Source organism: Duganella sp. CF402, assembly GCF_900109645.1.
Taxonomy (GTDB): Bacteria; Pseudomonadota; Gammaproteobacteria; order Burkholderiales; family Burkholderiaceae_D; genus Rugamonas.
This window is the reverse complement of record NZ_FOBG01000001.1, coordinates 157,068-183,554: the sequence shown is the minus strand read 5'-3', so window position 1 is coordinate 183,554 and position 26,487 is coordinate 157,068. Positions and strand designations below refer to the sequence as shown.

General features: G+C 65.4%; 35 protein-coding genes. 20 read left to right on the top strand and 15 right to left on the bottom strand.

Going from position 1 to position 26,487, the window contains the following annotated elements:
- The first annotated feature begins 9 nt into the window (after nucleotides 1-9).
- The 4 genes from hyi to BMZ70_RS00875 all read left to right on the top strand — a co-directional run bounded on the left by hyi (nucleotide 10) and on the right by BMZ70_RS00875 (nucleotide 2,457).
- Entirely contained in the window at nucleotides 10-789 is a 780-nt protein-coding gene (gene hyi, locus BMZ70_RS00890; protein WP_092268796.1) for a hydroxypyruvate isomerase, read from the top strand.
- A gap of 67 nt (nucleotides 790-856) precedes the next feature.
- On the top strand, nucleotides 857-1,627 hold the full coding sequence (locus BMZ70_RS00885) for a hypothetical protein (protein WP_092268794.1): 771 nt from the start codon (nucleotides 857-859) through the stop codon (nucleotides 1,625-1,627).
- Between the two features lie 12 nt (nucleotides 1,628-1,639).
- The gene (locus BMZ70_RS00880) at nucleotides 1,640-2,032 is read left to right on the top strand and encodes a hypothetical protein (protein ID WP_092268792.1); all 393 of its coding nucleotides are present in this window, start codon (nucleotides 1,640-1,642) and stop codon (nucleotides 2,030-2,032) included.
- Between the two features lie 50 nt (nucleotides 2,033-2,082).
- Complete coding sequence (locus tag BMZ70_RS00875; protein ID WP_092268790.1) at nucleotides 2,083-2,457, top strand: TraR/DksA family transcriptional regulator; 375 nt, start codon at nucleotides 2,083-2,085, stop codon at nucleotides 2,455-2,457.
- A gap of 6 nt (nucleotides 2,458-2,463) precedes the next feature.
- Here the strand turns inward: BMZ70_RS00875 and BMZ70_RS00870 are convergent, their stop codons facing one another.
- Together BMZ70_RS00870 and BMZ70_RS00865 are read right to left on the bottom strand one after the other, a co-directional pair.
- Nucleotides 2,464-2,826: a hypothetical protein gene (locus tag BMZ70_RS00870; protein ID WP_092268788.1), complete on the bottom strand. Its 363-nt coding sequence runs from the start codon at nucleotides 2,824-2,826 to the stop codon at nucleotides 2,464-2,466.
- A 141-nt stretch (nucleotides 2,827-2,967) separates the two neighbouring features.
- Nucleotides 2,968-3,519 (bottom strand): glycine zipper domain-containing protein, encoded by a 552-nt coding sequence (locus tag BMZ70_RS00865; RefSeq protein WP_092268786.1) that lies wholly within the window; start codon nucleotides 3,517-3,519, stop codon nucleotides 2,968-2,970.
- Nucleotides 3,520-3,690: 171 nt separating this feature from the next.
- On the opposite strand from BMZ70_RS00865, the gene BMZ70_RS00860 reads away from it, so the two are divergent.
- Genes BMZ70_RS00860 through BMZ70_RS00835 form a run of 6 tightly spaced genes read left to right on the top strand, consistent with a single transcriptional unit; the run spans nucleotide 3,691 to nucleotide 9,771 of the window.
- Nucleotides 3,691-5,346 (top strand): EAL domain-containing protein, encoded by a 1,656-nt coding sequence (locus BMZ70_RS00860; RefSeq protein WP_092268784.1) that lies wholly within the window; start codon nucleotides 3,691-3,693, stop codon nucleotides 5,344-5,346.
- On the top strand, nucleotides 5,330-5,668 hold the full coding sequence (locus BMZ70_RS00855) for a hypothetical protein (RefSeq protein ID WP_092268782.1): 339 nt from the start codon (nucleotides 5,330-5,332) through the stop codon (nucleotides 5,666-5,668). The genes BMZ70_RS00860 and BMZ70_RS00855 overlap by 17 nt, the downstream gene beginning before the upstream one ends.
- Complete coding sequence (locus tag BMZ70_RS00850; protein ID WP_092268780.1) at nucleotides 5,665-6,510, top strand: HDOD domain-containing protein; 846 nt, start codon at nucleotides 5,665-5,667, stop codon at nucleotides 6,508-6,510. The genes BMZ70_RS00855 and BMZ70_RS00850 overlap by 4 nt, the downstream gene beginning before the upstream one ends.
- Complete coding sequence (locus BMZ70_RS00845; protein WP_092268778.1) at nucleotides 6,507-7,970, top strand: ATP-binding protein; 1,464 nt, start codon at nucleotides 6,507-6,509, stop codon at nucleotides 7,968-7,970. Before BMZ70_RS00850 ends, BMZ70_RS00845 begins: the two co-directional genes overlap by 4 nt.
- Nucleotides 7,967-9,298, top strand: coding sequence for a response regulator c-di-GMP phosphodiesterase, NosR family (locus BMZ70_RS00840; RefSeq protein ID WP_092268776.1), 1,332 nt, complete (start codon nucleotides 7,967-7,969; stop codon nucleotides 9,296-9,298). The genes BMZ70_RS00845 and BMZ70_RS00840 overlap by 4 nt, the downstream gene beginning before the upstream one ends.
- A complete protein-coding gene (locus tag BMZ70_RS00835; RefSeq protein ID WP_092268774.1) occupies nucleotides 9,295-9,771 on the top strand; it encodes a response regulator in 477 nt (158 codons plus the stop codon). The genes BMZ70_RS00840 and BMZ70_RS00835 overlap by 4 nt, the downstream gene beginning before the upstream one ends.
- Here BMZ70_RS00835 and BMZ70_RS00830 read toward each other — a convergent pair.
- The 4 genes from BMZ70_RS00830 to BMZ70_RS00815 form a co-directional block, all read right to left on the bottom strand.
- The gene (locus tag BMZ70_RS00830) at nucleotides 9,768-11,060 is read right to left on the bottom strand and encodes an ATP-binding protein (RefSeq protein WP_092268772.1); all 1,293 of its coding nucleotides are present in this window, start codon (nucleotides 11,058-11,060) and stop codon (nucleotides 9,768-9,770) included. The genes BMZ70_RS00835 and BMZ70_RS00830 overlap by 4 nt on opposite strands.
- A gap of 100 nt (nucleotides 11,061-11,160) precedes the next feature.
- Entirely contained in the window at nucleotides 11,161-12,195 is a 1,035-nt protein-coding gene (locus tag BMZ70_RS00825) for an extracellular catalytic domain type 2 short-chain-length polyhydroxyalkanoate depolymerase (RefSeq protein WP_373922453.1), read from the bottom strand.
- Nucleotides 12,196-12,334: 139 nt separating this feature from the next.
- Entirely contained in the window at nucleotides 12,335-13,204 is an 870-nt protein-coding gene (locus tag BMZ70_RS00820; RefSeq protein WP_092268757.1) for a M90 family metallopeptidase, read from the bottom strand.
- A gap of 100 nt (nucleotides 13,205-13,304) precedes the next feature.
- The gene (locus BMZ70_RS00815) at nucleotides 13,305-13,889 is read right to left on the bottom strand and encodes a winged helix-turn-helix domain-containing protein (RefSeq protein ID WP_092277371.1); all 585 of its coding nucleotides are present in this window, start codon (nucleotides 13,887-13,889) and stop codon (nucleotides 13,305-13,307) included.
- A gap of 324 nt (nucleotides 13,890-14,213) precedes the next feature.
- On the opposite strand from BMZ70_RS00815, the gene BMZ70_RS00810 reads away from it, so the two are divergent.
- Together BMZ70_RS00810 and BMZ70_RS00805 are read left to right on the top strand one after the other, a co-directional pair.
- A complete protein-coding gene (locus BMZ70_RS00810) occupies nucleotides 14,214-15,254 on the top strand; it encodes an OmpA family protein (RefSeq protein ID WP_092268755.1) in 1,041 nt (346 codons plus the stop codon).
- 15 nt (nucleotides 15,255-15,269) lie between these two features.
- A complete protein-coding gene (locus tag BMZ70_RS00805; RefSeq protein WP_092268754.1) occupies nucleotides 15,270-16,112 on the top strand; it encodes a YihY/virulence factor BrkB family protein in 843 nt (280 codons plus the stop codon).
- On the opposite strand, the gene BMZ70_RS00800 is transcribed toward BMZ70_RS00805, so the two are convergent.
- Nucleotides 16,098-17,231, bottom strand: a complete 1,134-nt coding sequence (locus BMZ70_RS00800) for an AI-2E family transporter (protein ID WP_092268752.1) — start codon at nucleotides 17,229-17,231, stop codon at nucleotides 16,098-16,100. The two genes, BMZ70_RS00805 and BMZ70_RS00800, sit on opposite strands and share 15 nt — an antisense overlap.
- Nucleotides 17,232-17,249: 18 nt before the next feature.
- On the bottom strand, nucleotides 17,250-17,564 hold the full coding sequence (locus BMZ70_RS00795) for a BON domain-containing protein (protein ID WP_092268750.1): 315 nt from the start codon (nucleotides 17,562-17,564) through the stop codon (nucleotides 17,250-17,252).
- Nucleotides 17,565-17,758: 194 nt separating this feature from the next.
- On the opposite strand from BMZ70_RS00795, the gene BMZ70_RS00790 reads away from it, so the two are divergent.
- The 3 genes from BMZ70_RS00790 to BMZ70_RS00780 are packed head-to-tail and all read left to right on the top strand — an operon-like array spanning nucleotide 17,759 to nucleotide 18,708.
- Entirely contained in the window at nucleotides 17,759-18,199 is a 441-nt protein-coding gene (locus BMZ70_RS00790) for a glycine zipper 2TM domain-containing protein (protein ID WP_092268748.1), read from the top strand.
- A 15-nt stretch (nucleotides 18,200-18,214) separates the two neighbouring features.
- Nucleotides 18,215-18,367: a DUF3309 domain-containing protein gene (locus BMZ70_RS00785; RefSeq protein WP_090192273.1), complete on the top strand. Its 153-nt coding sequence runs from the start codon at nucleotides 18,215-18,217 to the stop codon at nucleotides 18,365-18,367.
- Between the two features lie 14 nt (nucleotides 18,368-18,381).
- Nucleotides 18,382-18,708, top strand: coding sequence for a hypothetical protein (locus tag BMZ70_RS00780; protein ID WP_092268746.1), 327 nt, complete (start codon nucleotides 18,382-18,384; stop codon nucleotides 18,706-18,708).
- Between the two features lie 35 nt (nucleotides 18,709-18,743).
- Here the strand turns inward: BMZ70_RS00780 and BMZ70_RS00775 are convergent, their stop codons facing one another.
- The 6 genes from BMZ70_RS00775 to BMZ70_RS00750 all read right to left on the bottom strand — a co-directional run bounded on the left by BMZ70_RS00775 (nucleotide 18,744) and on the right by BMZ70_RS00750 (nucleotide 21,768).
- A complete protein-coding gene (locus BMZ70_RS00775; RefSeq protein WP_092268744.1) occupies nucleotides 18,744-19,127 on the bottom strand; it encodes a hypothetical protein in 384 nt (127 codons plus the stop codon).
- 9 nt (nucleotides 19,128-19,136) lie between these two features.
- Nucleotides 19,137-19,520, bottom strand: coding sequence for a phage holin family protein (locus tag BMZ70_RS00770; protein ID WP_229205237.1), 384 nt, complete (start codon nucleotides 19,518-19,520; stop codon nucleotides 19,137-19,139).
- Between the two features lie 6 nt (nucleotides 19,521-19,526).
- Complete coding sequence (locus BMZ70_RS00765; RefSeq protein WP_092268740.1) at nucleotides 19,527-19,829, bottom strand: ElaB/YgaM/YqjD family protein; 303 nt, start codon at nucleotides 19,827-19,829, stop codon at nucleotides 19,527-19,529.
- Between the two features lie 75 nt (nucleotides 19,830-19,904).
- Nucleotides 19,905-20,435: a ferritin-like domain-containing protein gene (locus BMZ70_RS00760; RefSeq protein ID WP_092268738.1), complete on the bottom strand. Its 531-nt coding sequence runs from the start codon at nucleotides 20,433-20,435 to the stop codon at nucleotides 19,905-19,907.
- A gap of 18 nt (nucleotides 20,436-20,453) precedes the next feature.
- Nucleotides 20,454-21,347, bottom strand: a complete 894-nt coding sequence (locus tag BMZ70_RS00755; RefSeq protein WP_092268736.1) for an OmpA family protein — start codon at nucleotides 21,345-21,347, stop codon at nucleotides 20,454-20,456.
- A gap of 43 nt (nucleotides 21,348-21,390) precedes the next feature.
- Complete coding sequence (locus BMZ70_RS00750; RefSeq protein WP_229205236.1) at nucleotides 21,391-21,768, bottom strand: DUF4398 domain-containing protein; 378 nt, start codon at nucleotides 21,766-21,768, stop codon at nucleotides 21,391-21,393.
- Between the two features lie 124 nt (nucleotides 21,769-21,892).
- Here BMZ70_RS00750 and BMZ70_RS00745 point away from each other — a divergent pair, with 124 nt between their 5' ends.
- The gene (locus tag BMZ70_RS00745) at nucleotides 21,893-23,863 is read left to right on the top strand and encodes an AsmA family protein (RefSeq protein WP_092268734.1); all 1,971 of its coding nucleotides are present in this window, start codon (nucleotides 21,893-21,895) and stop codon (nucleotides 23,861-23,863) included.
- Nucleotides 23,864-23,947: 84 nt separating this feature from the next.
- Complete coding sequence (locus tag BMZ70_RS00740) at nucleotides 23,948-24,172, top strand: glycine zipper 2TM domain-containing protein (protein ID WP_092277365.1); 225 nt, start codon at nucleotides 23,948-23,950, stop codon at nucleotides 24,170-24,172.
- A gap of 41 nt (nucleotides 24,173-24,213) precedes the next feature.
- Here the strand turns inward: BMZ70_RS00740 and BMZ70_RS00735 are convergent, their stop codons facing one another.
- Entirely contained in the window at nucleotides 24,214-24,933 is a 720-nt protein-coding gene (locus BMZ70_RS00735) for a Crp/Fnr family transcriptional regulator (protein ID WP_092268732.1), read from the bottom strand.
- Nucleotides 24,934-25,041: 108 nt separating this feature from the next.
- Here BMZ70_RS00735 and BMZ70_RS00730 point away from each other — a divergent pair, with 108 nt between their 5' ends.
- From BMZ70_RS00730 to BMZ70_RS00725, 3 genes are all read left to right on the top strand, one after another.
- Nucleotides 25,042-25,608, top strand: coding sequence for a glycine zipper 2TM domain-containing protein (locus tag BMZ70_RS00730; RefSeq protein WP_229205235.1), 567 nt, complete (start codon nucleotides 25,042-25,044; stop codon nucleotides 25,606-25,608).
- Between the two features lie 78 nt (nucleotides 25,609-25,686).
- The gene (locus BMZ70_RS27835; protein ID WP_130300958.1) at nucleotides 25,687-25,833 is read left to right on the top strand and encodes a lmo0937 family membrane protein; all 147 of its coding nucleotides are present in this window, start codon (nucleotides 25,687-25,689) and stop codon (nucleotides 25,831-25,833) included.
- Nucleotides 25,834-25,913: 80 nt separating this feature from the next.
- Entirely contained in the window at nucleotides 25,914-26,447 is a 534-nt protein-coding gene (locus tag BMZ70_RS00725) for a DUF3617 domain-containing protein (protein ID WP_092268730.1), read from the top strand.
- Nucleotides 26,448-26,487: the final 40 nt, after the last annotated feature.

Sequence of the window (26,487 nt, the reverse complement as noted above, 5' to 3'; positions counted from 1 at the left end):
CTATCCTTCATGCCCCAATTCGCCGCCAACCTGTCGATGTTGTTTTCCGACGCGCCGTTCCTCGATCGCTTCGCCCGCGCCCGACAGGCCGGCTTTGAGGCGGTTGAGTTTCTCTTCCCTTACGCTTACGAGCCCGGCCAGATCGCGGCGCTGCTCAAGCAATTTCAACTCAAGCTGGTCCTGTTCAACCTGCCTCCCGGCGACTGGGATGCCGGCGAACGCGGCATGGCTTGCGATCCGCATCGCATCGATGAATTCCGTAGCGGCGTCGCTACCGCGCTGGCGTATGCCGCCGCGCTTGGCGTCACGCAGCTGCACTGCATGGCCGGCAAGCTGCCGCCCGGCGTCAGCACCGAGCTGGCGCGCGCTACGTACATCGAGAATCTGCGCTACGCCGCCCAGCAGCTGCAGCCGCACGGCATCAATCTGCTGATCGAGCCGATCAATCACTACGACATGCCCGGCTATTTCCTCAACCGCAGCGCCCAGGCCATCGAGATCATCCGCGAAGCGGCCTGCCCCAATCTGTTCCTGCAGTACGACATCTATCACATGCAGCGCATGGAGGGCGAGCTGTCCAACACCATCAAGGCCAACCTGCCGCTCATCAAGCACATGCAGGTCGCCGACACGCCCGGCCGCCACGAGCCGGGCACCGGCGAGATCAATTACCGCCACCTGTTCGCCTTCATCGACCAGCTCGGCTACGACGGCTGGCTCGGCTGCGAATACATCCCGGCCGCCGGCACCGAAGCCGGTCTGAGCTGGCGACAGACGCTGACCACTTAGTCTGCGCTCGCGCAACACACAGGAGTTCACAACCGGCAACAATCGTCCCACCAACTGTGGAGTGCCCATGAAACTGTCCCGCCTGTTCTTCATCCTCGGCTTGCTGGCCATCCTCACCGGCTGCGCCAGCAGCACTCCGCGCATGGCCGAGGTGCGCGCCTTCGCCGCCGACTCGCCCAAGCTCGGCGCCTATCACGAGCTGACCGAGCGCTACCGCTACACTTACCAGCGCGAGCAGCCCTTCCTCTCCCCCGCCGCCAACGCCAGCGAGCAGCAGCTCGACGCCCGCCGTCAGCAAGCCTGCGACGATTTCGCCAAGCTGCACACCGGCCTGCAAGCGTATATGCAAACGCTGGGCAAGCTGGCCGGCGACAGCCAGTACGATCTGGAAGATCAGGTCAAGAATATCGGCGGCGGCATCAAGGCCTGGCCCGACTCTGGCCTCGAAGACCGCCACGTCAACGCCTTCGCCGGCCTCACCCGCCTGATCGCGCGCGGCGTCACGCGGCCGCTGCAGGAACAGGCGGTCAACGATATCCTGCGCGAAGGCAACCAGCCGGTGCAGGAACTGCTGGACGCCATGCGCACCCTGCTGCGCCTGTACGACAAGACCAGCGACAATGAAGCGCGCACGGTGCTGGGCATGCTGGAAACGGAAATCCCCTATCTCGATCCGCAGCGTGACCGCCTGCTGCTGGCCCTGTCGCGCGTGCAGCAGCAGGAGAAGAGCAAGGAGTACCGGCTGGCCGGCCTGCGCACTACGCTGGCGCGCAAGAACCTGGACGCCATCGAGCAGAAGCACCGCGCGCTGGTGGCGCAACTTCCCCCGCAACCCTGATCCGGAGACGCCATGACCCAGGCCACCGATATCGAAGCCCTGGCTGACCGCCTGTCGGCCAGCGCCAACGCCCTGCACGTGCAGTTGATGAAGGCGATCCGCGCCGGCACGCCGCGCGAGCAAACGCAAGCGCTGTTCGACAATGAGATCGCCCTGCGCACCCAGGCCGACAGCCTGTATCTCGACGCCGCCCACCTGGCCGCTGCCGGCCTGGACGCCGCCCAGCTGCAGCTGCTGGCCGTGACCGAACGCGCCCAGGCCGCGATCGACAAGATCAACCATTTCAAGGATCTGCTGGACTTCAGCGCCGAGCTGCTGTCGCTGGCCGCCGCCATTGCCACCGGCAAACCGGACCACGTGCTGGCCCCGCTGGAAAAAATCAAGCACCATCTCGACGCGCTGTAGAACGATTCTGCCGCGCGCCAGTCCAATGCGGTAAGGAGTACAACCAACGCATGAACGGACTGGACGATCAGCAATGGCAAGCCCTGCAGGCGCGCCTCGAGCGTGCCAGCACAGCCTTGCTCAGCCAGTTGGCGGATGACCTCGATCGCAGCACCGACCTGCGCCAGCCGCTGCCGCACGTGGCCGAAGCCTCGCCGGCCGACAACGCCAGCCAGCGCACGCTGCACGCCGCCGTGCACGAGGCGGCCGGGCACACGGCGCGTCAATTGGACATCGTGCGCCACGCGCTGGCCAAGTTCAGCGAACAGAGTTATGGATTATGTGAACATTGCGGCGAGCCGATCGGCTACTCGCGCCTGAACGCGCGGCCCGAGGCCCGCTTCTGCATCAAGTGCCAGACCCGGCTGGAACAGCACGGACGCTAGCCATCGTTAATCATCGGACAGCCAGGGCTGGCTGCGGATCTTCGCCACCTGCCGCTGCGCCATCAGGCGCCACAGCTGCAGGGCATCGGCCTGGGCCGCCACCGTCATGGTGCGCGGCGAGGCCAGCGCGATTTCGCAATCGCGGTCCGACCATTCGGCAAAGCGCACCGCGCCGCCGGTCGAGATTTCCATCTCGTACATCAAACCATCATCGTAGCCGAAGCGCAGCACTGCGCTGCCGGGGCCGCCATCGGCAGCGACGATCTTGCCGCCGTAGATATCGGCCAGCGCGGACGCCATCTGGGCCTCGGACGGCGCCGTCACATTGCGCCCGTCCGGACGAGTGAGCACTAGCCATGCCTGTGTCATTGCCGCCTCCCACGCTTCGGTTGGTGTTTAGCGACTATCATACCGAAAATTGCTCAGCGCGCAGCCTTCGTCTCGGATAAGCAACAGCGCGCGACTAAAGAGAGATAACAGGCCGACACTGTTGCCCGATGCGCTCCGCCCTCAGGCCGGCACCGGCAGCGCATTCGGGTCGAAATCGCTCCAGTCGCCGCCGCTGATGCTGCCCTCGGCGCGCTCGATGTCGGCGGCGCCGAGCTGCCGCAACACTTCCAGCGCGCGCTGCGCGTGCGCCGCATCCTCGGCCGCCACGGCGATCAGCATGCCCGACTTGCGCGGCGGCTGCAAATTGCTGCCGTCCTTGTCGGGCTCGCCGGCCTCCTTCATTTTGTGCAGGCTGTACAGCGAGCCGACGTGGGCCCCGACCAAGGCGCCCACCACCGGCCCCACCGGCCCGGTCAGCGGGATGGTGGCGGCGCCGACCGCCGCGCCAGCCACCGCCCCGGCCGCACCGCCCTGCACCACGCCCTCGTCGCTGGCGCGCGCGCCGGGCGAGACCGCATGGTCGCCGCCATAGGCATACACGCCGTGCTGCCCCGGCGGATTGACGTAGAACGCGCTGATGCGCGAGTCGGCAAAGCCGGCGTCCAGCAGTGCCTGTCGCGCATTGGCGATTTCATCTTGCAACTGAAAATGCCCGGCGATAATGGTGCTCATGATGTTCTCCCAGTCTGAGTTGACATCAGTATCGCTGCTGTTGGACGGTGTTTCCGTACGTTTGCGCACGACGGCGAAAATGTCGAACGGTGTGACCAAAACAACAAGGCTGGTTCTATAATCGGCCTAAGCGGTCACTCCAGGCCGGCTAGTCTCCTGCAAGGAGCGTCAATGCACCAGCTCTCGCCACCGTCCAGTTTTGAGCAGCCTGCAGGCACGCACTTCACTGCCGCGCTGGCGCTGGCCCTGGCACAGGACCAGTTGCTGCTGCTGTACCAGCCGCTGGTCGACCTGCGAAGCGGGGCCGTGGTCAGCCTGGAGGCGCTGGTGCGCTGGCGCCATCCCACGCTGGGATTGCTGACGGCGCAGGATTTCCTGCCGCAGGCCGAGGCCTCCGGCCAGATGGCGGCGGTTGGCCTGTGGGTGCTGCGCCAGGCCTGCGGCGACCTGCACAGCTGGCGCCACAGCGGCCGTCCGCACCTGAAGGTGGCCATCAATGTCGACGCCAGCCAGTTCCTCGCGCCCGGCTTCGGCGCCGAGGTGGCGGCCACGCTGGACCGGCACGGGCTGGCGGCCGACGCGCTCAGCCTGGAGATCACCGAGGCCGCCCTGACCGAGGCCGGCGCCCGCTGCGATGAAGTGCTGGCCGGCTTCAAGCAGCGCGGCCTGTGCCTGACGCTGGACGACTTCGGCACCGGCCACGCCTCGCTCAGCAGCCTGAAACGCTATCCGTTCGACGCCATCAAGATCGATGCCGAGTTCATCCGCGACGTGGTCAGCAGCAGCAGCGACGCCGCCATGTCGCAAAGCATCATCGCGATGGCCCACCATCTCGGCATGAACGTGGTGGCCGAAGGCGTGGAGACCGAGGGCCAGTGCGACTTCCTGCGCCGCAATATGTGCGACCAGATCCAGGGCTATTTCTTCGCCCAGCCGATGGCCGCCGGCGCGCTGCAGCAGTGGCTGGCCGGGGCGCCGTGCCTGCCGCCGCACCTGCTGCGCATGCACAAGCCGCCGCGCCGCTTGCTGCTGGTCGACGACGAGCCGAATATCCTGGCCGCGCTCAAGCGCCTGCTGCGCGGCGAGCAGTACCAGATCCACACCGCCAACGACGGCCCGCAGGGGCTGGAGATCCTGGCGCAGCAGCAGGTCGACGTGATCGTCTCCGACCAGCGCATGCCGGGCATGCTGGGCGCCGACTTCCTGCGCAAGGCGCGCGAGCTGGCGCCCGACACCATCCGCATCATGCTGTCCGGCTATACCGAACTGCAGTCGGTGACTGACGCCGTCAACGAGGGCGCGATCTACAAATTCCTCACCAAGCCGTGGGACGACGAACAGCTGCGCAGCCACATCGCCGACGCCTTCCGCGTCAAGGAAATCGCCGACGACAACCAGCGCCTGCACCTTGAGGTGCGTACCGCCAACCTCGAACTGGCGGCCGCCAACCGCCGCATGGAACAGCTGCTGCAGGAAAAGCAGCGCCAGATCAGCCGCGACGAAATCAGCCTCGGCGTGGCGCGCGACGTGCTGCAGCAACTGCCGCTGCCGGTGATCGGCCTCGACGATGCCGGCATGATCGCCTTCATCAACGCCGCCGGCGCCAGCCTGTTCCGGCAGCACGGCGGCTTGCTCGGCTGCGCGGCCGAGCATGTGCTGCCCGAGCTGTTCGGCGCCGGCGGCGCCGCCCCGGATGGCCGCCACCAGACCCGGATCGGCGGCCGGCGCTACGCTGTGCGCAACGCGCCGATGGGCGCGGTGTCGGCCTCGCGCGGCAGCCTGATTACCCTAAGCTTGATGGAGGACAGCGATGATGAGCGCCAGTAAGGCCAGTAAGCGCAATGAGATCGACCTCGACCATGCCGCCGCCGGCATGACGCTGGCCGACGCCCTGCTCGACGCCAACGGCAGCGTGCTGCTGCCGCAGGACGCCGCGCTGACCGCGCCAGTGCTGGCCGCGCTGCGCCGGCGCGGCGTCGAGCGCTGCGTGGTCTGGACCGAGGAGGACGCGCCCGACCCGGAAGCGCTGGCGCGGGCGCGGGCGCTGCGCCTGCAACGGCTGGAGCATCTGTTCCGCCACTGCGCGGACTATGGCGGCAGCCAGGCGCTGCTGGCCCAGCTGCGCGTCTACCGCATGGAGCAGGTATGAACGCCGACGACGTCATCCGCGCCGTGCACGACCTGCCCTCGCTGCCGGCGGTGGTCAGCGAACTGCTGGCCAGCATCGACCAGGAAGACCTCGACGCCCACGCGCTGGCCACCCGCATCACCCTCGACCAGGCGCTCACCGCCAAGACCCTGCGGCTGGCCAATTCCTCGTTCTACGGCATGCCGTCCAAGGTCACCACCATCCAGCAGGCGATCTCGGTGCTGGGCTTCCACAGCATCCGCACGCTGGTGACCGCCTGCGCCGTCACCGGCAGCTTCCAGCCGGCGCCGGCCAGCGGACTGGACTTCAACGTGTTCTGGCGCCACGCCATCGCCAGCGCGGTGTGCGCGCGCGTGCTGGCGCCGCACTGCCGTATCAGCCCGGACACCGCCTTCACCGCCGGCCTGCTGCACGACCTCGGCACGCTGGTGCTGGCCACCCGCTACCCGGCGCAGTACCAGCAGGCGGTCGCCTACCAGCGCCAGCACGACTGCATGGACGCCACCGCCCAGCAGGCCGTGTTCGGCCTCGACCACGCGGCGGTGGGGGCGGCGCTGGCCGCGCACTGGAAATTCCCGCCGGCGATCCAGGCCGCCGTGGCGCACCACCACCAGGCGCCGCCGCCGGCGCCGCCGGGCACGGCGCTGCCGCTGGCCACGCTGGTGCACCTGGCCAATGCGCTGGCGCACGCGCTCGACCTGGCCGAGCAGGACGACGACCAGGCGCCGCCGCTGTCGCTGCCGGCCTGGCAGGCGCTCGACCTGAGCACGGTGGCCTGCGCGCGCACCTTCCAGGAGAGCGAAAAAATGTACCACGACATGTGCCAGATGCTGACCCCATGAGCGCCCACGCCCCCACCCCCACCCACCTTGACGCCGCCCACAGCGAGGTGGCGCTGTCGGAATTTTTCGAGGGCCACCCGGTGGCCACCTTCGCCATCGACGCGCGCCACCAGGTCACCCACTGGAACCGCGCCTGCGAGCACCTGCTGGGCTGGAGCAAGACCGAGATGATCGGCACCGACCACCACTGGCAAGCGTTCTATCAGCGCCAGCGCCCGGTGCTGGCCGACCTGATCGTCAACGGCCAGAACGCGCAGCTGGAGCAGCACTACGCCGGCAAATACCACGCCTCGACCCTGATCCCCGGCGCCTACGAGGCCGAGGACTTCTTCCCCAACCTCGGCGCCGGCGGCCACTGGCTGCACTTCACCGCCGCGCCGCTGCGCGACAGCGCCGGGCGGGTGGTCGGCGCGATCGAAACGCTGCGCGACGTCACCGAGCGGCGGGTGGCGGAAAACGCGCTGCGGCGCGCCTACGACAACCTCGAACACCTGGTCGACAAGCGCACCGCCCAGCTGGCCGACATGAACGAGCAGTTGCAGGAAGACATACGCCAGCGCCATCAGGCCGAGGCCGAACTGCGCCGCAGCAACCTCGAACTGACCGAGTTGAACGACAAGCTCTCGCGCGCCCAGCAGCAGCTGGTGCAGGCCGACAAGCTGGCCTCGATCGGCCAGCTGGCGGCCGGGGTGGCGCACGAAATCAACAACCCGGTCGGCTACATCTTTTCCAATTTCAGCACCCTGCAAGGCTATCTCGACCAGCTGTTCCAGATGCTCGACGCCTACCAGCAGGCCGAGCCGGCGCTGGCGGAGGCCGCCCCGGCCGTGGCCGCCGCGCTGCGCGCGCAGCGCGAGCAGATCGACCTCGACTACCTGCGCCAGGACGTGCCGGCGCTGATGGCCGAATCGCGCGAAGGCATCGTGCGGGTGCGCCACATCGTGCAGGACTTGAAGGATTTCTCGCGCGTCGACACCAACCAGGAATGGGTGTGGGCCAATCTGCATCGCGGCATCGACTCCACCCTCAACATCGTCAGCAACGAGGTCAAGTACAAGGCCGACGTGGTCAAGGAATACGGCGCGATTCCCGACATCCAGTGCCTGCCGCTGCAAATCAACCAGGTGGTGATGAATCTGGTGGTCAACGCCGCCCACGCCATCGGCGAGCAGCGCGGCCGCATCACGGTGCGCACCGGGACCGAGGGCGACGGCGAGGTCTGGTTCGAAGTGGCCGACACCGGCAGCGGCATCGCGCCCGACACGCTGGCGCGCATCTTCGATCCCTTCTTCACCACCAAGGCGGTCGGCCAGGGCACCGGGCTGGGCCTGTCGCTGGCCTACGGCATCGTGCGCAAGCACGGCGGCCGCTTCGAGGTCGACACCGCGCCCGGCGCCGGCAGCCGCTTCCGCGTGCGGCTGCCGGTGCGCCAGGACCAGAGCGTGGCGGAGGCGCCATGAGCAGCGTGCTGCAAGCGCCGCTGGACGACGCCGCCCCGCAGGCCACCGTGCTGTGCGTGGACGACGAGGCCAACATCCTGTCGGCGTTGCGGCGGGTGTTCCGGCCGGCCGGCTACCGCGTGCTGCTGGCCGAGAGCGGCGCCGCCGGGCTGGCGCTGCTGGAGCAGGAAGCGGTCGACCTGGTGATCTCCGACATGCGCATGCCGGAAATGAACGGCGCCCAGTTCCTGGCCCAGGTGCGCCAGCGCTGGCCCGACACCGTGCGCCTGCTGCTGACCGGCTATTCCGACATCCAGTCGATCCAGGACGCCATCAACAACGGCGAGATCTACCGCTACATCACCAAGCCGTGGGAAGACGGCGACATGCTGCTGCTGGTGCGCCATGCGCTGGAACGGCGCCAGCTGGAACAGGACAAGCAGCGGCTGGAAGCGCTGACCCAGCGCCAGAACGAGGAACTCAAGGCGCTCAACCAGGACCTCGAGGCCAAGGTCGAGGCGCGCACGCGCCAGCTCAAGGCCGAGCACGAGGCCACGGTGGCCGCCAACGCCAAGCTCAAGCACAACTTCGTCACCACCATCAAGATCTTCTCCAGCATGATCGAGCTGCGCGCCCACAACCAGCCCGGCCACGCGCGCCAGGTGGCCGAGCTGGCGCGCCAGCTGGCCGCCCGGCTCGGGCTGGAGGGGCGCGAGGCGCAGGACGTGTTCATCGCCGCCCTGCTGCACGACATCGGCAAGATCGGCTTCAGCGACGAACTGCTGCAAACCCCGCTGACCCTGCTGCGCGGCGAGGCGCTGGCGCGCTTCCGCAAGCACCCGGTGCGCGCCGAGGAACTGCTGATGCCGCTGGAAGACTTGCGCGGCAGCGCCGCCATCCTGCGCTGCCAGCTCGAGCGCTTCGACGGCCAGGGATTCCCGGACGGACTGGCCGGGCTGGCGATCCCGCTCGGCGCCCGCATCCTGGCGCTGGCGGCCGACTACTACAACCTGCAGCAGGGCGCGATGGTGCAGCGCCATCTGCGCGCCGACGAGGCCAAGTCGCTGATCCTTGACGCCGGCGGCAAGCGCTACGACCCGCACGTGGTGGCGGCGTTCCGCCAGCTGATCGACGACACCGCCGAGCCCGGCGCCGGGGTGGAAGTGCTGTCCGGCGAACTGCTGCCCGGCATGGTGCTGGCGCGCGACCTGGTCAGCCGCGACGGCCTGATGCTGCTGACCGTCGACCACGTGCTGGACGCGCGCATGATCCAGCAGGTGCAGGACTTCGAAACCAAGAGCGGCAGCCGGCTGGCGATCTGGGTGCGCAATCCGAGGGAAAGTTCATGAGCAAGATCCTGCTGATCGACGACGACGCCAATGTGCTGGCCGCCTTGCAGCGCGCGCTGCTGCAAATGTTCGCCGCCGCGCCGCCGCAGATCGAAAGCTACGTCAATCCCTACCAGGCGCTGGAGCGCATCTGCGCGGTCGATTTCGACCTGGTGATTTGCGACTACATGATGCCGCAGATGACCGGCGGCGAACTGCTGCAAGTGCTCAAGGAGGTGGCGCCAAACACCGTGCGCATCATGCTGAGCGCCTCGACCGAATATGGCACGCTGATCAGCGCCATCAACCAGGCCGGCGCGTTCCGCTTCATGAGCAAGCCGTGGGACGCGGCCGAGCTGGAACGCAATGTGCGGCAGGCGCTGGCGCAGCGCCCGGCGCCGACGCCGCAGGAACAGGAAGCGCGGCGGCTCGAAGCGGAAGAGCCGGGCCTGCTGCAGGTGCGGCGCGACGCCGACGGTTCGGTGATCCTTTAGGCGCCCGGCGGCTGGACCGGCAAGTGCACGGTAAAGCGCGTGCCCTGCCCCAGCACCGAGGCCACCTCGATGCGGCCGCCGTGGCGGTGCACGATGCCATACGACAGCGACAGCCCGAGCCCGGTGCCGCTGCCGACCGGCTTGGTGGTGAAGAACGGTTCGAAGATGCGGTTCAGGTTTTCCGGCGCGATGCCGACGCCGTTGTCGCCCACCTCCACCCACACCCAGCCGTCGGCGGCGCCGGTGCGCAGGGTGATCACGCCCTGCGCCTGCAAGGCGTGGGCCGCGTTCACCAGCAAATTCATGAACACCTGGTTCAGCTGCGAGGCCAGGCAGGTGACCGGCGGCAGCACGCCGTAGTGCTTGTCGACCCTGGCCTTGTACTTGATCTCGTTGCTGACGATGTTGAGCGTGCTGTCCAGCCCCTGGTGCAGGTCGGCCACCTGCCACTCGGTCTCGCCGACATGGGAAAAATCCTTGAGGGCCTGGACGATGTCCTTGACCCGCTTGAGCCCGTCCATCGATTCGCGCACCAGATCGGTCACGTCTTCCTTGAGGAATTCAAGGTCGGCCTGGCGCCGCAATTGCGCCAGCTGCGCCGTCAGCGCCGGGTGCGGCGCGGCCGCCTGCTCGTACTGCTCGATCACGCCCAGCAGCGTGCCGACATAATTCTTCAGCGAGCCCATGTTGGAATTGACGAAGCCCACCGGGTTGTTGATCTCGTGCGCGATGCCGGCCGCCAGCTGGCCGATCGAGGCCATCTTTTCCGACTGCAGCAACTGCTCGTGGGCGCTGCGCAGCTGGGCGATCAGCTGCTGCTGTTCCTCGCCCTTGGCCTGCAAGGCTTCCTCCATGCGCTTGCGCACGGTGATGTCGGTCAGCGAGCCGATCACTTCGAGCGGCGCGCCGTGCTCGTCGCGGATCAGGCGCAGCGTGTCGTGCATCCACAGATAGCTGCCGTCGTGGATGCGGAAGCGGTACTCGTAGGCGCGCTGGCCCTCGGTGAACACCAGCGCCAGGCTGGAAAAGATCTGAGGCGCGTCTTCGGGATGGATGTGGTCGAACCAGAAATTCGGATCGGCCACCATCTGCTCGGGCCGGTAGCCGAGGACGTTGTAAGCGTTGTTGCTGACAAACGTCATCTTGAAGTCGCCGCTGGGCACGGTGCAGTAAATGATGGCCGGCGTGTTGTCGACCAAATACTGCAGACGCACCAGCGGCGACGCCGCGCTGGCCGGCGCCGGCCGCGCGCTGGCGGTGGAAAGCGAATCAAACTCTTCGAATTGCATCACGATAGCCTCGCTGCAGCGGCTGCCCTCTGCGATTATGCCCGAGTTTGCGCCCTCCTTGCGCGCAAGGATGCGCTTACTGTGCCGACTACTGTGCCGACTACTGTGCCGACGCCACCTGCGTCGACACCGGCGACGTCAGGCGCTGGATCATGGCGCGGATGGCCTGGATCTGCGGCCCGCTCTTGGTGGCGTACAGCGCGCCGGTGTAGCCGAACCAATCCCAGCAGCCCTCCGGATTGAACGGCACCACCGGCGATTTGTTCACCTGCGGATACAGCACGATCAGGCGATTGCTGTCGGCCCAGTCGTTGTAGCTGCTCTTGTTGTAGAAATCATCCTTCACCGATTCGGCCGACTGCTTGCAGCCGTGGAAGGCCACGTGCACCTTGCAGCCGCCCTGCTGGCAATTGGCCGGCACGTAGACATAGGCCTCGTCGGCCATGCTGATGGCCGAGGTTCCGAACTCGCTCTGCTTGAAGGCGATCAGCTGGCCGCTGCGCGTCACCGCGCGCGGATTGAGCGGACCGTAGATATGGGCCAGGATTTCCGCCGGCTGGTCATAGTCCCTGGCGGACAGCGCGCAGTGGCTGATGTAGGGCGACTTGTTGTCCGGGCAGGGATTGCCGAACGACGGCGTGATCAGCGCATGGCCGGCCGGCAGCGAGTTCACGTATTGCAGGTTGGCGGCCGGCACACCGGCTTCCTTGAAGAAGCCCACCGTGGCGTCCACCGCCTTCTGGTACACCACCGTATCCTTGGTGCCGCTGAACACGTAGATGCGGTCCTTGGCCAGGTTGCTGAGCGGGTCGATCAGGTTGAGGCCGGCATAAGTCTGGGCCGCGCCCACCATCAGGTAGGGATTCGGTGCCACGAACGGCACCGAGCCCATGCAAATGCCGGCATTCATCACCAGCCCGGCGGCGCAATAGTACGGCCCGCCGGCGACGATGCCGGAGCCCACCACTTCGCTGGAATAGGCCACTTGATATTGCACTGCCATAAAGGCGCCGGACGACAGCCCGGAGACCGAGGTCCCACCGGGGTCGGCGGCAAAGCCCGGCAATGAACTGGCTGCGTGCGCGCAGCCAAACGCGAGAGACAGCAAAGCCAAAGACGAACGCAAATTCATCATATTCTCCTGCAAGCTAGGGGGGGATTTGACGCATCGCACCATTGGTGCAGATCAAATATTCCCATGTTTTCTAACTTGCAAGAACGGCTTTTGCTGGCCAGTAGCAAAAATACAAATTACGTGTGGCAGCAGGTCTTGCTCACCAGCCAGCGATGGTGGCGTACGGCGATGGTTCCGGTGGGGGCGGTAGCGGCGCCGACATCCATTCACGCGGATCGACGCGGTAATACTTGCGGAATTCCGCGTACAGCTCGGCGTGGTGCTCGGCCATTTGATACGGTTTCTCGAAGAAGGTCTCGGTGGCGACGGCGAAGAATTCGGCCGGATTGGTGGCGCCGTAGTGATCCATCACCGTGTGCTGGCGGTACATGGCATGCATGCGCAGGTTTTGATAGTCGCGCGACAGCACTTCCGACCATACACGGTAGCTGTCGGGATGACCGAGGTAAGGCGCGCCGTTGGCGCGGCCCGATTCGCTGTCCAGCTGGTGCGCGAACTCGTGCAGCACCACGTTGTGGCCGTCGGTCCAGTCGGCCGCGCCCCGGCGCACATTGTCCCACGACAGCACTACGCGACCGTCGTCCCAGGACTCGCCCAGCATGCTCTGCCGGCCCGGCGTAATCACCCCGCCCGGCCCCACGTCGGCACGCTGCGCCACGAATTCGCTCGGATACACCAGGATGGTGTGCAAGGCCGGATACACCTTGCTCGGGCGGTTCAGCAGCAGCATGCATGCCTGGCCGGCGATGGTGACGGCCATTTCGTCCGTCACCTCCAGCCCTTCGCAACCGATGAATTTTTTCTGGTGCAGGAACTGCACCACCATGCGCCGCAGCTGCTGCTGCAGGTCCGGGCTCATGCGTTTATAGACTGGGATATTCCGCTGCAGCACGGCTTCCGCCGCAGGCGGCAAAGGCTGGGCCAGCACGCGCTGCAAGCGCCAGCGCGGGTACAGAAAAGGCGCTGCGATCAGCAGCGCCGTGAGGCCTATCCAGAGCAAAGCTTCCATGTGCCGCCATCCGTGTAATGTCTTGACGGAATAGTTGGGGTTGCATGTTTGCATTTCAATACGCAAACATCATACCCCTGCGGCGCACTGGCTTATCGGATTATTCCGCTTTTTGCTGCGACATCGGCAAACCGAACAAGGCGGCCACCAGCGGATCGCGCATCACCGGGCCGCGATTGACGCGGATGGCGTAATGGGTGTCGTCGGCCAGGATGTGGAAATGGCGGCCGCTGCCGGCCATCGCCTGTTCACGCAGGCCTGGACGCTCCTTGCGCGGCGGCGCACCTTCGCGCTTCGGCTGGGCGATGGCGGCGAGGAAGGCGGCAATCCGTTCCGGGTCCGGCGTCAGCTGGTAGACCGCCTTGCCGAGGTAGGTGGCCGTGCCTTCGACGTAGCGCGACAGTTCGATCACGCCGGCTTCGCGCAGGTCGCGGATGTACTTGCGGGCGCCGGACGGCGAAAACTTCAGGAACCAGGCGATTTCGTCGGCCAGCATTTCGTGCTGGGTCAGCTCGGCGATCAGCTTTTGCATGTTTTCAATGCGGCGCAGAGTGGCCGAGGTGGAGCGCACGCGCTCGATCGAGGCCATCGACAAGCCCGGCTTGCGGTCCAGCGGCGCCGGCGTCGAGCGCTCCATCAGCGTCAGGCGCGAAGTGGTGGCTTGCATCTCCGGCGAGGCTTTCATCTCGTTCTGGACCAAAGTTTGTTGTTTGCTGGCAGCATGCATGGGAACACTCCTTTAACTAATTCGGTATCGCGTTAATATCAGAATGCCCGCTTGCCCCGTCTTAGTCTGTGCGGCAACGAACATTATTGGGACTAGCCGTGCTTTAAGGTGGGACAAAAGTGCAACGGATAAGTTTCAGGAAATGTGATGGATTTGATACAGCGCAAACTTAAGTGCGGTATCGTACAGATGGGCCGCACGAAGACACCTATTCTGCGGTCCAACAGCAAGGCAAAAATATTGCTGGAAAAGAAATGCTTTTTATAAAATCGGGAGTTTATTTTGAAAAAAACCAACAACCTTGCCCTCGCCGCCGCCCTGCTGTGCGCGTCGTTCGCGGCCCACGCCCAGGATGCGGTCATCAACCCATCGTGGTACCTCCAACCTAGCCTCAACGCCATGAAGCCGGACGACAACTTCGGCGTCGACAAACGCGGCTATGGCGCCGGCCTGAAAGTCGGCAAGGCCCTCAACCAGGACTGGGATCTCCAGCTCGGCTACACCGGCGCGCGTTCGCGTGAAAACGGTGAGCGCTACCAGCAGCAAACGCTGGGCGTGGACGGCCTGTACCTGTTCTCGCGCAAGAGCTTCCGTCCCTTCGTGCTGGTCGGTATCGGCGCCGAAAAAGACAAGAGCAACCTGATCGGCAACGTCGAGCGCCGCAAGACCTCGCCATATGTGAGCGCCGGCCTCGGCTTCCAGGCCGACCTGAGCGAGATGGTCAGCCTGCAGGCCGACCTGCGCGATGTGCACGGCTTCCGTGGCAACGACTATCCTCACACCAAGAGCAACAACTACTACGCCACCGTCGGCCTGAACATCGCCTTCAACGCGCCGCCACGCCCGGCCCCGCCGGCGCCGCCGCCAGCGCCAGTGGTCGCGCCGCCGCCACCGCCGCCGCCAGCACCGGTCGCGCCGCCGCCACCACCGCCAGCACGCTTCGAGAAAGTCACGCTGTCGGCCACCAAGCTGTTCGCCTTTGACAGTGCCACGCTGAGCGCGGACACCACGCCGCAGCTGGATGAAATCGCCAGCGCGCTGAACGCCAACCCGAGCGTCGACAATGTGGTCATCACCGGCTACACCGACCGCCTGGGCAGCGACAAGTACAACCAGAAACTGTCCGAGCGCCGCGCCAATGCGGTCAAGGACTACCTGGTTGGCAAGGGCGTGGCCGCCAGCCGCCTGAAAGCGGAAGGCAAAGGCAAGGCCAACCCTGTGGTCCAGTGCAACAACAAGAAGCGCGCCGACCTGATCGCCTGCCTCGAGCCTAACCGCCGCGTGGAAGTCGAGCAGATCACCATCGAGCGCCGCGTGAAGTAAGTTGTAGCGCCAGCCATGCTCTCGCTGCTGAAGTGCACGGTCTCCGAGTGGTTCGAGCACCGTGGCGGCAGTATGGGAGCAGCGCTGGCGTTCTACACCCTGTTCTCGCTGGCGCCGGTGCTGGTCCTGGTGCTGGCGATCGCCGGCTGGTTCTACGGGCCGCAGGCCGCGCAAGGCGAGCTGTTTGCGCAGCTGCGCGGCCTGGTCGGCACGCAGGGCGCGGAAGCCATCCAGCTGGTGCTGGCCGGTGCGCAGAACAAGGAAGAAGGCCGCCTCGCGACGCTAGTCGCAGGCGGCCTTCTGCTATTTGGCGCTACCACCGTGTTTGCCGAACTCAAGTCCAGCCTCGACGCCATCTGGCAAGTCCCTCCCCTCACCCGCGGCAACCTGTGGGACGTGGTGCGCACGCGCCTGCTGTCGTTCGGCATGGTGCTGGTGCTGGCCTTCCTGCTGATGGTGTCGCTGGTGGTCAGCGCCGCCCTGGCGCTGCTGGAAAAATACTGGGGCAGTATCTGGCGTGACGCCGGCGTGGTGCTGACGGTGCTGAACGCGCTGATCGGCTTCGCGGTGATTGCCGCGCTGTTCGGCGTGATCTTCAAGCTGCTGCCGCGCGTGCGGCTGTCGTGGCATGACGTCACTATCGGCGCGCTCGGCACGGCGGCGCTGTTCACGCTGGGGAAATATGCGATCGGCGCGTATATCGGCAATAGCGGCGTGGCGGGCAGTTTCGGCGCGGCCGGTTCGCTGATCGCGCTGCTGCTGTGGGTGTACTATTCGGCGCAGATCTTTTTCCTCGGCGCCGAGTTTGCGCGCCAGTATGCGCTGCAGCTGGGCAGCTTGAGATCACTCCCCAAGTAGTTCGGCCACCACTTCCATGCCTTCGACACGCTCGGCCACCACCTTGACGATCACGATCAGCGGCACGCCCAGCAGCAGCCCCCACACGCCCCACAGCCAACCCCAGAACAGCAGGCTGACAAACACCGCCGCCGCGTTCATGCGCGCGAAACGCCCCGTCATCCAGGTCGCCACCACGGTGCCGACCAGCGTGGCGATGGCCAGCGATGCGCCCATCACCAGCAAGCTCATTTGCAGGGACTCAAATTGCAGGAAGGCCACCACGCCGGTCGCCAGCATGATCAGCAGCGGGCCGAAGTAAGGCATCAAATGCAGCAGCCCGGCCACGATGGCCCAGGCGCCGGCGTTCTCCAGGCCGATCCAGCGCAAGGCCACCCACATCAGCAGGGCCAGCATGGCATTGGTCACCAGCAGCATCAGCATGTACTTCTGGATCGAACTGTTGATGTCGTCGAGGATGTGGATGGTGATTTTCTTGCGGCTCAGCGAAGGCCCGGTCAGCTTGACCAGCTTGCGCTTGAAGGTGTCGCCCGACAGCAGCAGGAAGAACATCAGGAAAATCACCATCGTGGCCTGGCTGAGGAAACCCAGCACGCCCATCGAGCCGGCCCAGATCCAATTCATCAGCGGGAAATTGTCGGCCGGCGCCGGGGTCGGCGGCGGTGCGGCGCGGCGCGTGGCGCGTTTTTCCTGCGCGCCTGCGGTGGCTTGTTGCAGTTCGGCGGCAACGTCGCGGATGCGCTGCAGTGCGCCGGGGCCGCCCGTGTGCAGCCGCTCGGACAGCAGGCGCGACAGTTTGTGGCCAGCGGTCGGCAGCTCGTCGACGATGGCCTGGAATTCATCCTGCACCTTGTCGATCACCAGCACCGAGCCGCCAAGGATGGCGGCCGTCACCAGCGTGGCGCCGACCAGGCGCGGTATGCGCAAGCGCTCGAGCCAGCACACCAGCGGGCTCAGCATGTAAGTCAGGAGGATGCCCAGCACCAGCGGCACCAGGAAGTTGCGCGCCCATTGCAGCGCGTAGAGAAAGGCCACCGTGGCCAGTACGCCGAGCGCCAGCCCGCGCGCGTGGACATGGACCGGAATGCGCTGCGCGCTGTCCTCGGCGGGCTGGTTCATGATGCGGACGTTGCTGGCTTATTTAACGTGGATATCGTTCTTCACGCTGGTCACGCCTTTCACGCCGCGTGCGATCTCGGCAGCCTTGGCGATATCTTCCGGCTGGGCCACAAAGCCGCTCAGCTGCACCGTGCCCTTGAAGGTTTCGACATTGATCTCAGTCGATTTCAGGGTTGGCTCATTGAAGATGCTGGCCTTGACCTTGGTGGTGATAACGGAATCGTCGACATACTCGCCAGCGCCTTCCTTGGTCGAGGTCGATGCGCAACCGGTGACAGCGCCCAGCAGCGACACGGTGAACAGGGCGGTAGCGATTTTATGTGCGATTTTCATGGTGTTCTCCTTATTGGATTTGATGGGGTTTGTCAGCCATTGGCTGGCCGATGTCGTCATTAAACCCGGTGTCCCGCAGTGCCTCTGTACGGTAGCGTACAAAAATCGCCACCTGCCCGCGAGGTGCGGAAGCGCACAGACCCGGCCTGATGCGCTGACTAAGCTGAAGCCACAACTTTTTTCAGGAGACCATCATGAAACGCTCAAGCACCTTCGCCGCCGCGCTGCTGGCCGGCGTAGCAGTTCTCAGCGGCTGCGCCAGCACCAGCCAGCAACCGCAGCAAGTGGGCTACGTCAACAACGAAGCGGCCAGCTACGGCACCATCGAATCGATCCAGGTGATGCAGCCGCGCGCCAGCTCCGGCGCCGGCGCCGTGACGGGCGGCCTGATCGGCGGTTTGCTGGGCAACCAGGTCGGCTCCGGCAGCGGCCGCACGGCGGCCACGGTGGCCGGCGCCGTGGGTGGCGCGGTGGTCGGCAACAACGTCGAGAACAAACGCAACGCCGCGCAGGAATACCAGGTCAGCGTGCGCATGGACAATGGCGACTACCGCATCGTCAATCAGGACAGCATTTATGACCTGCGGGTGGGCGCGCGCGTGCGCCTGGTCGACGGCCGCCTGTATCGTTACTAAGCCAAGGAGAGCCACATGGGCACCATCATTCTGATTATCCTGGTGCTGGCCCTGATCGGCGCGTTGCCGACCTGGCCGCACAGCCGCAACTGGGGCTACGCCCCCAGCGGCATTACCGGTCTGATCGTCGTCATCCTGCTGATCATGCTGCTCACCGGCAGGCTCTAGAGAAGGAGAACGTCATGCTACGTCGCCTCATCGGCGGTGCGGCGCTGGTGTGCGCGGCTTGGTCGGCCGCGCATGCGCAAGACACCACGCCGCAGCAAAACGCCACACTGCAAAGACAGGAAATCTCCAGGGGAGAGCCGACCCGCTGGTCGCAACCGGATGCCACCGACGCAGCCCGCACCCGCACGCTGCGCAAGGAAATCGGCGCTGCACTGGCCGAAGCCAGGCAGGCCTGCAAGCAAGGCCCTGCGAGCGAGCGCAGCGCCTGCCTGAAAGAAGCGCAGACCACCTACCAGCATGACCTCGCAAATATTCCGCAATTGCTGGCCCAGAGCCGCTAAAGAAAAAGGCCGCTCATGAACGCGGCCTTGATTTACTACGCTTCCGGCGGGCGCTTGTGGCGGAGCAGCCAGGCCACGCCGGCGCCGGCCACCACCGCCAGCGCGATGGCCGGCTTGATCAGGCGCTTGCGCGCGATGAAGGAGCCGATGGTCAGCGCATACGGCATCAGCGATTTCAGTGATTTGAAATTGAGGCCGCCCAGGCCGCCGCTCAGGCCGCCGGGCTGCAACAAGCCGCCCAGCCGCGCCTGCGCCAGGCTCACCGCATGCTCGACCGCGCCATGCAACAGCGCCTCCGGATGCAGCGCCTGCCCTACCAGCGCTTTCGAGTGCACCACCTTGATGCGGTACAGCTCGCCCTCGCGGATCAGCTTTTGCTTTTCAGCCGCCAGCGCGGCCGCTTGTTCCTGCTTGTTCATGGTCGCTCCTTACAGCAGCATGTCGCGGTCGGACTTCAGTTCCGCCATCGTCGCCGGCAAGGACAGCTTGCCACTGCGCAGCACGGAACGCGCGTAGAAAATCAGGCCGATCGCAATCAGCAGGAACACCCCGGTGATGATGGGCAGGATCACCCAGCCGATCGCCGCCCACGCCAGATACACGATGGTGACCGAAGCATAGATCAGCGCAAAGCCGCCCAGCACCACGGCCAGGGCAAACACCAGCACCAGCTTCAGCAAATGATCGCGCACCTCCGCCAGCTCCAGCGCGGCCAGTTCCAGCCGGTTGAGCAACAGGCCGATCGCGTTGCGGACCACCAGGCCCAGCGACGCGATCAAGCCCGGCGGGCGACTTGCTTCCTCATGCGCCACGGCAGCTTACTTACGGCCGATGATGACGCCGACCAACAGGCCAACGCCAGCGGCCAGGGCAATCGAACGCCACGGATTTTCCTTGACGTACTCGTCGGCCTGCTTGGCCGCTTCCTTGGTGGCGGCGACCGCGCTGACCTGGGCTTCATGGGCCTTGGCCAGGGCGGTGTCCAGCGCGCGCATGCCGCGGCCGCGCAGCTCGTCGGCTTTCTCACCGGTCAGCGCGGTGGCGGCGGTGAACAGGGCCTGGGCATCCTTGACCAGGGTTTTCACGTCGTTGTTCACGGTACTGATGTTTTGTTCCAGCATGATGAAGCTCCTGTTGTGATTGTTGGTATGCAACTGTACCGCAAATGGCGCCAGACTGGCGCCCTGCCTCAACCATTATTGGTCAAGCAGATCACGCATATCGTCCGCGTGTTCTTCTTCCACCGCCATGATCTTGATCAAAAGATGGCGTGTTGTCGGATCGCTGTCGCCGATGCGTTCGATCATTTGCCGGTACGACTCAATGGCGACCCGCTCTGCGATCAGATTGGCCCGCACCATCGATTGTACGTCTTCTGACGCATCATACTCGGCATGGCTGCGTGCGAGCAACGTTGCCGGATTGAAATCGGGATCGCCGTTGAGCTGGACGATGCGTTCGGCCAGCCAGTCGGCGTGCTCCTGCTCCTGTTGCGCATGCTCGAGGAATTCGGCCTTGATGCCGGCATTGTCGCGCCCCGCCACCGTGTAGTAGTGCCGCTTGTAGCGCATGATGCACACCAGTTCGGTGGCCAGTGCCTCGTTCAGCATCTGGATCACGGCGCGCCGGTCGCCCTGGTAGCCGGCCGTGACCGCGCCGTCTTCCAGGTTGCGCGCGGCGGCGCGGATGGCTTCGACATCAATGCCGGTTGGGGTAGATTCAGCCATGACTTCTCCTTTGAAAAATTAGCGGCGGTTGGCGATCGGTGCGCCGTTCTGCGACAGCACGATCTCCACCCGGCGGTTCAGCTGGCGGCTGCCGGCGTCGGCATTGCTGGCCACCGGATAGGCTTCGCCGTAGCCGCGCGTGCCGATCTTGCCGCTCGGGACGCCCAGCCCGATCAGTGCGCTACGCACCGATTCGGCGCGCCGCTGCGACAGTTCCAGGTTGTGCTGCGAGGTGCCGGTACTGTCGGTAAACCCTTCGACCAGCACCACGCTTTGTGGTTCCTGCAGCAGCACGTCGGCGACCTTTTGCGCGGTGCGCAGGCCTTCCGCGCTGAGCTCGGCACGGTCGACGTTGAACAGCACATCGCTCAGGGTGATGATGACGCCGCGCTCGGTCTGCTTGGCCTGCAGGTCGGCCAGTTGCTGTTGCAGGGCAGCGTTCTTGGCGGCCTCGTCGCGCGCCGAATTGGCGGCGGCATCGGCTTGCGCGCGTGCCGCGTCGGCCTCGGCCTTGGCACGTTCGGCCTTCATGCGCGCCTGCTCGGCTTCGGCAGTACGGGCCTCAAGGCGGATTTCATCGCGCTGGCGGCTGGCGTTGGCCACGTCGGCCTCAGCCTGCTTGGCGCGCGCCGCTTCCTGCGCGGTGGCGATCTTCTGCTTGGCGATGTAGGCCAGCTTGTCGATCTCGTTCAGGCTTTCCTTTTTCGCGGCGGCGGCGTTGGCGCGGTCCAGCGCATCGGCAGCGGCCTTGAATTCCAGCGGCGCGTTGGCGGCCACCGACGGATTGTTTTGCGCTGCGATGAAGTCGCCGCGCGCCTGGTCCAGTTGGCTGGTGGTGGTGGGCGTGCTGCTGCAGGCGGCAAGCATCACCGAAACGGCAAACGCGGCAGGCATCAGGGCAAATTTTTTCATGATGAGCTCCTTTTATTCTTGGCTTGTTGTTGGCTTATTGGGCTTATTGTTGGCTGGTGGCGTTGGCGCGCTGCAGCTCTTCACGCAGCAGGCGGATGTTTTGTTGCAGCTCGTCGGCGGCCATCGTGGCCTTGGCCGAGGTGGCCTTGCTCTGCGCCAGTTGGGCATCGGCCGACGCTTGCGAGGCCAGGTCTTGCGCGGCCTTGTAGTCCTTGGCCGCCAGCGCCTGGTTGGCGCGCATCAGCTTGTCGCGCGCCGATTGCATTTCGGCCGGCGCCAGCTCGGCCGCGCCGGCACTGGTGGCAGCAGCAACGGCCTGGTTGGAAACAGCCACATCAGCGGTGGCGGGCGTTTTGTTGCTGGCGCAAGCGCTGACACCCAGCGCCAGTGCTGCGCCGCCCAGCATGGTCCATAGCTTCATTATTGTTCTCCTCAAGATGGTTGCAGTGGCATAGTTATATGCCGCCCGCTGCACAGCATCAGTACGGTGACGCACACATCCCGCCGTGTGTAAAATGATGCAACTCCCAATATTCTTATCCGCCATGCTCAAGTCCCGCCGCACCCTGATCGCCGTAGCCATCGCGTTGGCCATCCCGGCCGCCGCCGTCGTCGTGCTCAACCACGTCGACTGGAACCGCGCGCGCCCCTGGCTCAACGAGAAAATCAGCGCGGCGCTCGAGCGCCAGTTCGAGATACGCGGCCCGGTGTCGCTGGCCTGGGACCGGCAAGGCCGCTGGCTGCCGCTGCCGCATCTGGTGGCGCGCGACGTCCACCTCGGCAATCCGCGCGGCATGCCGGCCGAGATGGCCAGCGTCGACCAGCTGGCGTTTGCCATCGAACTGCTGCCGCTGCTGCGCCAGCGCATCGAGATTCCCGAACTGCGCTTCGACAACCCGGCCCTGCTGCTGCAACGCGACGCCGACGGCAAAAACAACTGGACCTTCAAGAGCGACGACCAGCCCTCCGCATGGACGGTGGACGTGCACAGCGTGGTGCTGGCCAAGGGCACGGTGCGCTACGCCGATGCGCTGACCCACGTCGACGCCACCGCCCACATCGACACCATCAACGACGCCCGCTACGGCGTGGCGTGGCAATTGCGCGGCAAGTGGAATAACCGCGACTTCAGCGGCAACGGCAAGGCCGGCGCGGTGCTGTCGCTGCAGGAACAAGCCAAGCCGTTCCCGCTGGCGGCCCAGCTCAACGTCGGCGGCACCAGCATCAGCATCGAAGGCACGCTGACCAAGCCGGCCGCGCTGGCGGCGCTCGATGTGCGGCTCAAGCTGTCCGGCCCCAGCATGGCGCGGCTGTACGCGTTGACCGGCGTGCTGCTGCCGGAAACGCCGCCGTTTGCCACCGAAGGCCATCTCACCGGCACGCTCGGCGCGCACCAGAGCGCTTGGCTGTACGACCAGTTCACCGGCACCGTCGGCCGCAGCGATATCGGCGGCAAGCTGGCCTTCAAGACCGGCTCCGGTGCGGCACGCCCCCTGTTGAGCGGCTCGGTGCAATCGAAGCTGCTGCAGGTGTCCGACCTCGGCCCGCTGATCGGCGCCGACTCCAACGCCAGCAAGGAAGCGCGCGGTTCGGAAACCGTCCAGCCGGGCAACAAGGTGCTGCCGGTGGAACAGTTCCGCACCGAGCGCTGGACCGCCATCGATGCCGATGTCAACTTCAAGGCCGCGCAAATCACGCGCGAAAAAGCGCTGCCGATCAACAACCTCGACACCCAGCTGCACCTGAAGGATGGCGTGCTGGCGCTGACGCCGATGAACTTCGATATCGCCGGTGGCCGCTTCACTTCGAACGTGATGCTGGACGGCAGCGGCAAGCACAACCCCAACGCCATCCGCGCCGAACTCAAGGCCGGCGCGCGCAAGCTGCAACTCAAGAAGCTGTTCCCCAACATCGACGGCATGCAGGCCACGGTCGGTGAAATCAACGCCGACCTGTCGCTGTCGGCCACCGGCAACTCGGTGGCCAGCCTGCTCGGCGCGTCCAACGGCGAATTGAAAGGCGTGGTCAGCGAAGGCAGCGTCAGCAAGCTGCTGCTGGAAGCGATGGGGCTCAACATCGGCAGCGTGGTGCTGACCAAGCTGGTCGGTGACAAGCAGGTCAAGCTGAATTGCATGGTGACCGATTTTGCCGTCACCAACGGCCTGATGAAATCGCGCCTGTTCGTGGTCGACACCTCCGAGGCACGCATCGACATCAGCGGCAATGTCAACCTCGGCAACGAAAAGCTGGACCTGACCCTGCGGCCGGACGCCAAGAGCATGCGCGTGATTTCGCTGCGCGCGCCGATCTACGTGCGCGGCACCTTCAAGGAACCCGACCTCAGCGTGGACAAGGGCACGCTGGCCCTGCGCGCCGGCGGCGCCCTGGCGCTGGCGGTGGTGGCGCCGGTCGCCGCCATCGTGCCGCTGGTCAGCACCGGCCCCGGCGAGACCAGCAGCGGCTGCCAGGCCCTGATCGCGCAGGCGGGCGGCAAGCCGGCCGCGCCACCGCCCTGATTGCGGTCTTACGTGTGTTGCCGAACCGAAGCACCGAGCCGCTTTGCTTATGCTGTGGTCAGCATCTACAACAAGGAGCTCATCATGAACAACATCAAGCGTATTGCAGCAACCACCGCCATTCTGGCAGCCACCCTGGGCCTGAGTGCCTGTGCCAATATGTCGGGGCAAGACAAGAACACCGCCATCGGCGCCGGCGTTGGTGCAGTGGCCGGCTCGGTCCTGACCGGCGGTAGCGCGGTCGGCACCGTGGGCGGTGCAGCGGTGGGTGGCGTGATCGGCAATCAAGTGCAGAAGCCGCCGCGTTAAAAGCCGACAGTCCCATCTTCAACGGACCTGCGGGTCCGTTTTTATTTTTCCTTGAACAGATCGTAGCAATGGCAGGACGCCGCTTCCAGCCCGGCGGCGTCGAGGATCTCGATATTGCCGCGGCTGTAGCTGATCAGCTTTTGCTGTTGCAAGGCGCTGGCGGCCTTGGTCACGCCGACGCGCCGCACGCCCAGCGCATGGGCCAGGAATTCGTGGGTCAGGTGGAATTTGTCCGATTGCAGGCGGTCGCGCGTGATGAGCAGCGAACGCGCCAGCCGCGCTTCCAGCACGTGGAAGCGGCTGCATACGGCAATCTGGATCGCTTGCGCCAGTTGTACACCGGTGTAGCGGTGCAGCAGGTGCTGCAGCGATTCCATGCGCTCGAACTCGGCGATGAAATCGGCGGCGGCCATGCGGTAGGCGCGGCCGGAACGCTGCACCACCGCGCGCACCTGCGCCATCGCCGCGCCCTGCGCCAGCGAGGCGCCCAGCATGCCTTCGCGGCCCAGCAGGCCAACTTCCAGCGTCATGCGCCCTTGCGCCACGCCCAGCAGCGAGATCAGGCAATCAATAGGAAAGTACACATACTGCATCGCCTGCCCCGGCTCCGACAACACCTGGCCGTTTTCCACCCGCACCGTCTCGCACTTTTCGGCCAGCTGGAGCTGGTCGTCGTCCGGCAAGCTCGCCAGCAGGCGGTTGTTCGCCAGCCGGAGCGGCGCGCGGTCGTCATCGATGGAAGTGGAGGTCGAGGTAAGCATGGCCGCAGATTAACGGCAATAATTTATGCCGTATGTACGCTGACGCACGGAAGAATTAGATGTCCTTGAGGAAAATATTATCCTCAACTAAAAACAAAGGACATCCTCATGGACACCCAAAACAAACCAGCCACCCATCCGATCATGGTCATCGCCGCCGTTGCGGTGGTGCTCTTCTGCGGTGTCGGCAGCGCGGCCATTCTGGGCTGGCTGCCGACTTCCAGCGCCACCGTGCCGACGCAAGTGAGCGGCATGCCGCCAGCACCGGAACAGTCGCTGGCGCAAGCGCCGCAACAAGGCCCGGCCCCGCTGCCGGAGCAGGAAGCCCGCCAGGCGCCATGCGCCAACTGCGGCGTGGTGGAATCCGTGCGTGCGATTGAGCACCGTCCGAAAGGCAGCGGAGTCGGCGCGGTCGGCGGCGCGGTGCTGGGCGGCCTGCTGGGCAACCAGGTCGGCAGCGGCCACGGCCGTCAGCTGGCAACCGTGGCTGGCGCAGTCGGCGGCGCGGTGGCCGGTAACCAGATCGAAGGCAATATGAAAACCACCCACAGCTGGGACGTCGTGGTCCGCATGGACAACGGCACCAAGCGCACCTTCCATAACTCGCAGCAGCCAGCGTGGCGCTCGGGTGATTCGGTGCGCGTGGTCAACGGCCAGCTGCGCTCGATGGACTAACACGCTAGGTACGTCACCGTACAGAATCGGCGACGGCCAGCACAGATAATCAATGCAACACAACCCGAGGAGATAATTATGCTATACACCATCGCTGTTGTCCTGATCATCCTGTGGCTGCTGGGCCTGGTCACGTCGTACACCCTCGGCGGCTTCATCCACATCCTGCTGGTGATCGCCGTCATTGCCGTGCTGCTGCGCCTGATTAGCGGACGCGGCGTGTAGCGCTCTCCGCCAGCGGACAGAACGGCGCCCCAACTTCGGGGCGCCGTTTTCGTTTATGCTAGGCGTTTTCGGGAGGACCTATGAAACGTCTCATGCTTACCTTGGCAATATTGGCTGCGGCTCAAGCCTCTGCGCAAAACAGCATCAAGCCCGGCCTGTGGGAAATCACCAGCAAGGTCAAGACCGGCAACGCCCAGCAAGACCAGGCCATGAGCGCCGCCGCCGCGCAGTTTGCCGCCATGCCGCCCGAGCAGCGCGCGCAGGTGGAGGCGATGATGGCCAAGAACGGCATCTCCATGCCCAAGGCCGGCAGCGACGGCGCCATCACGCTGACCGCCTGCGTCACGCCGGAAATGGCCTCGCGCAAGGAATTGCCGATGAACCAGAAAGGCAAATGCACCTCGAAGCAGGAACCAGTGGCGGGCGGCATGAACGTCTCCTACACCTGCACCGACCCGGCTTCCAGCGGCAACGGCCAGATCCGTTTCAACGGCGACAGCGCCTACAGCATGACCATGCAGGTCACCAACAATACCGGCGCCGGTCCGCGCAGCGCCAACGTGGAGTCAAGCGGACGCTGGCTGAGCGCGACTTGCCCTGCAAAAGTGCAGTAAGGAAACTATGTTCGCCAGCGTACATACAGGCGCAAATGCC